The organism is Blautia sp. HCP3S3_B11 (assembly GCF_052064435.1).
Classification (GTDB): Bacteria; Bacillota; Clostridia; order Lachnospirales; family Lachnospiraceae; genus Blautia_A.
Genome location: NZ_JBQHVP010000016.1, coordinates 83,747 through 90,531, shown reverse-complemented (window position 1 = coordinate 90,531; position 6,785 = coordinate 83,747). Strand labels below are relative to the sequence as shown.

The 6,785-nt window shown below is 40.5% G+C and carries 6 protein-coding genes; 1 reads left to right on the top strand and 5 read right to left on the bottom strand.

Features of this window, described 5'->3' with window-relative positions; genetic code table 11:
• Nucleotides 1-658 precede the first annotated feature (658 nt).
• From ACTNC0_RS13595 to ACTNC0_RS13585, 3 genes are all read right to left on the bottom strand, one after another.
• Nucleotides 659-1,360 carry a CvpA family protein gene (locus ACTNC0_RS13595; protein ID WP_441087785.1) on the bottom strand — a complete coding sequence of 234 codons (702 nt, stop codon included), beginning with the start codon at nucleotides 1,358-1,360 and terminating at the stop codon, nucleotides 659-661.
• A 10-nt stretch (nucleotides 1,361-1,370) separates the two neighbouring features.
• Complete coding sequence (locus tag ACTNC0_RS13590) at nucleotides 1,371-2,570, bottom strand: DUF5711 family protein (protein ID WP_441087784.1); 1,200 nt, start codon at nucleotides 2,568-2,570, stop codon at nucleotides 1,371-1,373.
• 233 nt (nucleotides 2,571-2,803) lie between these two features.
• The gene (locus ACTNC0_RS13585) at nucleotides 2,804-4,171 is read right to left on the bottom strand and encodes a LysM peptidoglycan-binding domain-containing protein (protein ID WP_441087783.1); all 1,368 of its coding nucleotides are present in this window, start codon (nucleotides 4,169-4,171) and stop codon (nucleotides 2,804-2,806) included.
• 314 nt (nucleotides 4,172-4,485) lie between these two features.
• Here ACTNC0_RS13585 and yyaC point away from each other — a divergent pair, with 314 nt between their 5' ends.
• Entirely contained in the window at nucleotides 4,486-5,034 is a 549-nt protein-coding gene (yyaC, locus tag ACTNC0_RS13580) for a spore protease YyaC (RefSeq protein WP_441087782.1), read from the top strand.
• Here the strand turns inward: yyaC and ACTNC0_RS13575 are convergent.
• Together ACTNC0_RS13575 and ACTNC0_RS13570 are read right to left on the bottom strand one after the other, a co-directional pair.
• The gene (locus tag ACTNC0_RS13575; RefSeq protein ID WP_117676628.1) at nucleotides 5,007-5,945 is read right to left on the bottom strand and encodes a transketolase family protein; all 939 of its coding nucleotides are present in this window, start codon (nucleotides 5,943-5,945) and stop codon (nucleotides 5,007-5,009) included. The two genes, yyaC and ACTNC0_RS13575, sit on opposite strands and share 28 nt — an antisense overlap.
• The gene (locus ACTNC0_RS13570) at nucleotides 5,933-6,772 is read right to left on the bottom strand and encodes a transketolase (RefSeq protein ID WP_019160570.1); all 840 of its coding nucleotides are present in this window, start codon (nucleotides 6,770-6,772) and stop codon (nucleotides 5,933-5,935) included. The genes ACTNC0_RS13575 and ACTNC0_RS13570 overlap by 13 nt, the downstream gene beginning before the upstream one ends.
• Between the last annotated feature and the right edge of the window lie 13 nt (nucleotides 6,773-6,785).

Genomic DNA, 6,785 nt, shown 5'->3' with positions numbered 1-6,785 from the left:
GTTTTTACTGTTTTTGGTTTATTCAACCGTTCTTAAAAATGTAAAGAATTTTCGAGAATCGTATGTGTTTCACTGTTTAGTTATCAAGGTTATTCACTGTCATCTCACGACTTACAGCTCATTTATTATATCACTTACTTTTCAGCTTGTCAAGAACTTTTTTATTTTATTTTTCAAGTTCTTTTCAGTTGTCTGTTTCAGCAACTCTGATATAATATCATGTCTTCAGTTTCCTGTCAACACCTTTTTTATATTTTTTCAACTTTATTCAACCAATTCTTTGTTGTTTATCGAAAAAAATCCGCCTCATTCAGAAGCGGATTTATCATATCATTATTTTTTCTTCGCGTCAAGCACTATTTTACATTTTTTTACATATTTTTTACATGCTCTTTATTTTATTAGACTCATAACTGTTCAGTACCTTCGCAGTTATGAGTCTAAATCCAGTCAATCGGATATTTGCAATCCGCTTCCGCTACGTAGCTCTACACCGGATAACTGCTTCGTAGTTTATCAGGAGGGGCTTGTCCCCCTCCTGGTACAATCAAGTCCCCACCCACTGCTTATTGCTCTTTGCAATTGAAACAGGGAACTTACTTGATTCGGTTAAAAATCGCCTTTATCAATAAAATTTTCCCTCACACATTACCCCTGCTCATTGATAAAAGACACTCATGAATATCTGAATCAGAATATCTTTGTCATATATATAGTTCAGAATATAATCTTTCTTAACTATCTGCAGTCCCATTTCTCCTATTTCCGTATTGCATATAATAGTCAGAGCCAGCAGAACAACCCATACTACGATCAGAAATTTTGCCGCGCCAAGAAATGCTCCTGCGATCTTGTTCATTCCATGAATCACCGGAAGCCTTGATACAAGATTAAGCATCCATATAATACTTTGTATCAGAATCGTCGACAATGCCAGTGAAATAAGAAACGAAATTCCATTCACTGCCATTCTTGCCAGATATTGTGCTACATAATCCGAAAATGTGCTTACAGCCAGATATTGGTAGATATCCGAATTATTATTCTGGAGCAGACCGCTGCTTATCAGATCCGGAAGATTCATTTCATTTATAAAAGTAGTCTGTTCTTCGCCGTTACTCATCTGCGAACTATATTTTTCTTCTACAAATTCCTGACAGCTATCCTGTATCTTCTCATAAATTGATGTGTTCTCGCGAATAAACTGGTTTACATATGGGTTTACAAACCATACGATAGACATCGACAGAAAAACACATGCAATCGAAACAATTTCTTTTATCAGACCTCGTCTATAACCTCTGACACAGGCGAATGCCAGAAGGAGTACTGTAATGACTCCGGCCCATGTTAAAGTCATTTCGCTCATCCTAACTCAATTTTATCACATCTACCCCACTATCCAGTACCAGCAGATATCTGTTCATCCCTATTTTGAAAAAGTCTTTGATCGTTCCGTCTACACTTCCCAGATATTTCTGAACGCCTCTGCTATTCATAACGCACATCTGTGAACTGTTATACATTAAAATATTTCCACCGCTTAATTTGATCGTTGTATATGGAATATTAAAATCTTCTTTAAATTTCAGCTTGCCATCTGCAGTATTGTATACTTCCATGATATACTGCTTATCTTTGCTGTCATTTTTAAAGACAAGGCCAACCATATCATCATCATAAAATGTACTGACGATTTCCTTATCCGTCTCTATTGTTTTTACTTCTTTCGGAATCTGGCTTCCCTGATAAATCGTGAAACCATTGTCTTTAAGGGCTATCGAACGGTTATTGGAAAGGTACTGAATCTGCGGCACTACCACACCTTCGTATTTGTATCCACTGACGATTCTGTCATCTTCGTTCTGTCCTACATCTCCGAAATTATAAAATGCAACATAGCTGGTCGTATCGCTGCCGTCTACAAACTGATAAGTTACCATCATAACCACGCCATCTTCTGACACAGCAATATCCAGAGGATATCCGGGATCATCTATCTTCGTCTGGTTTTCAGCAATCAGACTTCCATCTGTACTGTAAAAATCAATCCAGGTATCGTCTCCGCCATCCAGAATCGCAGCTACAAGACCGCTCTTTGACACTCTTGCCTTAATGATACTGTAAGAAGTTGTCACACTGCCAGTCTTTCCTGATTTATCATAGATTTCCAATGTTGTTCCATCTTTATCCGCGATTACCGCACGCGTTCCGTTAGCATCAGCCACCGGATTCTGCATTTGATAAGTTTCACTCCAGAGTGTACTCATCTTATCAGAAACAAGTGAGACTCCGTCCGGGCTATATCGAAGGATATCTCCATCCATTTCAATATAGCTTGTAGAAACAACATCTTCCTGTTCACTGGACTGTACTACCTTATAATTATGATAACTTCTTTTTTCTATATAAAAACCAACAGCTGTTACAGCAGCAGCTATCGCCACTACTGTAATGACTGTCTTTTTGACTATGTTTCTTTTATGGCGGGATAATCTGAGCTCATAATTATCAGCATATTCCTCCTCTGATACCCCTTGGGCTTTAGCCATTTTCTGTTTTTCTGCCATAAGTTTTTTCTTCTTATGCTTTTTTACAATTTTTTTTAATGTATTTGCCATCTTAGCCTTACCTGATTTCTCACTTTCATATTTTAGTGTCACTGTTCACCGCGTAATTGATATAGCTATTTATAAAGCAATGTACCGGTGTGCCAGCAGGACCATTTCAGGAATCAACTTGTCGGTACACTGGCAAACAGCAATATTCTGATAACTTTTTGTCCTCTATTATACACAATTTTCTAAGGTAATACAATTACTTGTCCCGGATAAATGGTTTCATCTGCTGACATACCATTTAATTGACACAGCTGGCTAAGGGTTTCAATATTTCCATATCTGTTCATACATATCTGATAGAGCGTGTCCCCTGGCTGGATCACGTAAGACTCATGAATCTGTCCCGCCGCCTCACTGTTTTCCTTCTGTGCAGCTTCCCTGACTCTTTTTTGTGCTTTACGCTCATCTGATTCCTGTTGGTAAATCTGTTCTGTTTTATCTGACTTTTCTGTTTTTGACACTGGAACCTGTTCTGTTTTGTCCGATTTTACTTTTGCCTCTTCCTGTGCTGTCGAAGTCTGTTTCTCTGCGCCGGATAATTTGCGGATATCTGTTCTGCTTTCTTCTTGAGGGTCATTCCATGCTGTATCACCTGATACATCAGATGCATTATTTGTTGTACCTGAATCCTTTTTTTCATTCTCTGATGTATCAGTATTGTTTTGTGTACTCATATCTGTTTCACTCCGGATAGCCGGCGACGGTGTTATTTCTTCAACAATCACAGAAGAAACCGTTGCGCTTTCTTCCCCTGTCCGGTCCGCTCTCTGATAGTTTCTGTAAAAATTCATGCCTACTGTCAGCACCGCTATTGCCAGGCATGCCGTCAATCCATATGAAAAAACAGAAGGAGCTGCTAACTCCTTCTTCTTTTCTTTCTTATCTGTAATTATTTTGCGGAAATCTTTTACTGCCTGGTCTTCATAATGTTCCGGTACATCTGGCTGGAGTTCTTTATTTTTATCAACCATGTACGTCTGCATGCCTGGATTTTTTTCATAATAGAGATAATATCCTCCCAAATGTGCCATCCCATTATTCTCATAACGGAAGAATGCATCTTCTCTCTCCTGAGGCTCCATCAGCATCAGAACCTTTTCCCCGCCAAAATATTTCATATGTACTTTTGTCATCAATTCTGTCGCTTCCAGTGTAATCTGGGGCTGTGAGAAAAACCACCCTACAGTTTCCTGATCGTCAAAATATTGTTTCTGGTCGTCCTGTATTTGTTTCCATTGTTCCTTTGAGAAATCTATATGATCTGGCGCTGCATCCATGTTTTCTGCCATAACCGCTCCCTTTATAAACAGGTAAGCGATCTGGGAACGCCATTTTATCTCTCCTGTAAGAATCGCCACTCTGGCCCGCTGTTCTCCTGATGCATTTTCCGCCCTGGCAAGTCTTACCAGAAATGTGTACACATAATCCTCCATATAAATTCTGTAATCATCACCAACAAGGCCAATCTGACGTATATTTCTGGGTAATCCAAATGGTTCTTCACCATTTTGTGTTTCCTGGGATTCGTCCTTATAGATTACTTCTATCATATCTCATCACCCCTTCGGCTATCAGAATAACACAGGTAAATCGCGGATTTTAGCACATTATAAGGCAGATTTATGAGAATTTGGCGACAGATTTTGCACTGTGCATAAATTTCTCCGAAGAAGGATATGATGAAACATAGATAGCGTTGCAAAATCCAAAAATATATCGCAGTACATCATAGTTATTTCGAAAACAATGTACCAGATACACCGCAGATACCATTCTGCTAAATAATTGTGATGATTTCATAATATGATGACAGATCCAAAGCTTTTTGATTCCAGCATCTTATTACAAAATAAACGGAGGGTATATGGCATTTTATGTAAACTCGCAAGAAAGCAACTCCCCGGAGGAAATTGCTTTTCTTTTAAACAAATGTATTCTACACCACCCAGCCAGATGGTCTGAGCTGATTTTTCTCTGTATTGGAAGTGACCGTGTAACCGGCGACTGCCTTGGTCCGTATGTTGGTTATCAGCTTTTTGAACATCTGGATGCTCATGGTATTTATATATACGGTACACTTAAAGAGCCTGTGCATGCTTTGAATCTGGAAAAAATTTCCCGCCAGATAAAACTTCTTCACCCTGACGGTCTGGTAATCGCCGTAGACGCATCTCTTGGGCAAAAAAAGCACCTGGGATATGTGACCATAGCAAATGGCGCACTATACCCAGGTGCCGGAGTTCAAAAGGAACTTCCACCTGTTGGTGATATCCATATCACAGGCATCGTAAACATTGCCGGTATGCTGGAACAGTTAACGCTCCAGACTACCCGTCTGTCTACAGTAATCTCACTGGCAGATACCATCACACAGGGAATCTTAAATTATACGAATTCTTTGATCTGTTTGTAGATACCTTCTGCATCAAGACCATATTTCTCAAGCAGAGCAACTGCTGGGCCTGATTCTCCGAATACATCATTTACACCGATACGTTTTACAGGTACAGGTGCTTTCTCAGACAGGCATTCGCATACAGCTCCTCCAAGTCCGCCGATTACAGAGTGCTCTTCTACTGTTACAACTTTGCCAGTTTCTTTGGCAGCTGCAACTACAAGTTCCTCGTCCAGAGGTTTGATTGTATGGATGTTGATTACTTTTGCATCTACGCCGTCTGCAGCAAGCTTCTCTGCTGCTTCAAGAGCAGGAGCTACGCAAAGACCGTTTGCGATAATTGTAAGGTCTTTTCCTTCACGAAGGACAATACCTTTTCCTAATTCAAATTTATAGTCCGGTCTGTCATTGATAACCGGAACTGCAAGACGTCCGAATCTCATGTATACAGGGCCAACATGCTCGTAAGCTGCTTCTACCATAGCTTTTGCTTCGATATCATCAGAAGGGCATGCAACAACCATTCCCGGGATTGCTCTCATAAGTGCAAAGTCTTCACAGCACTGATGAGTAGCGCCATCTTCACCAACAGAGATTCCGCCGTGAGTAGCACCGATCTTAACATTGATCTTCGGATATGCGATAGAGTTACGAACCTGCTCAAACGCACGTCCAGCTGCAAACATTGCAAATGTGCTGGCAAAAGGAACTTTTCCAGTTGTAGCCAGACCTGCAGCGATACCCATCATATTGCACTCAGCGATACCACAGTCAATATGACGCTCCGGAAATTCTTTCTTAAATACACCTGTCTGAGTAGCTGCAGCAAGGTCAGCGTCCAGAACGACCAGGTTTTCATGTTTCTTACCTAATTCAACCAGTGCAGCACCATAGCTTGCTCTTGTTGCGATCTTCTTTACTTCTGACATAATGCTTCACCTACCTTTTCTAAGTCTGCCATTGCCTGTGCATACTGCTCGTCATTCGGAGCTTTTCCATGCCATCCGGCCTGGTTTTCCATGAAGGAAACGCCTTTTCCTTTTACAGTTTTCATAATGATAGCTGTAGGCATTCCTTTGGTAGCCTTTGCTTCATCAAAAGCAGCTTTTAACTGATCCATATCATTTCCGTCAGCAACGTTGATTACATGGAAGTTAAATGCTTCAAATTTCTTATCAATCGGATACGGAGAACATACATCGTCAATCTTACCGTCGATCTGAAGTCCGTTATTATCTACGATTACTACAAGGTTGTCCAGTTTTCTGTGGCCTGCGAACATAGCAGCTTCCCATACCTGGCCTTCCTGAATCTCGCCATCACCTAATAATGTGTATACACGATAGCTCTCGTTGCTTAATTTAGCGGAAAGAGCCATACCTACTGCTGCAGAGATTCCCTGTCCAAGAGAACCGCTGGACATATCAACACCCGGGATGTGCTTCATATCCGGATGTCCCTGTAAATAAGATCCAAGATGACGAAGAGTCTTTAAATCTTCTTTCGGGAAAAATCCTCTTTCTGCAAGTGCAGAATAATATCCTGGTGCTGTGTGACCTTTGGAAAGTACGAAACGGTCACGATCCGCTTTCTTAGGATCCTTAGGATCAATATTCATTTCTTCAAAATATAAGTATGTGAATACATCTGCTGCAGACAGAGATCCGCCCGGATGTCCTGCTTTTGCAGCGTGTACTGCTGTAACGATGTCTTTGCGGACTTCGTTTGCAATTTTCTGAAGTTCTAATTTTTCCATTATGGTAAATTCT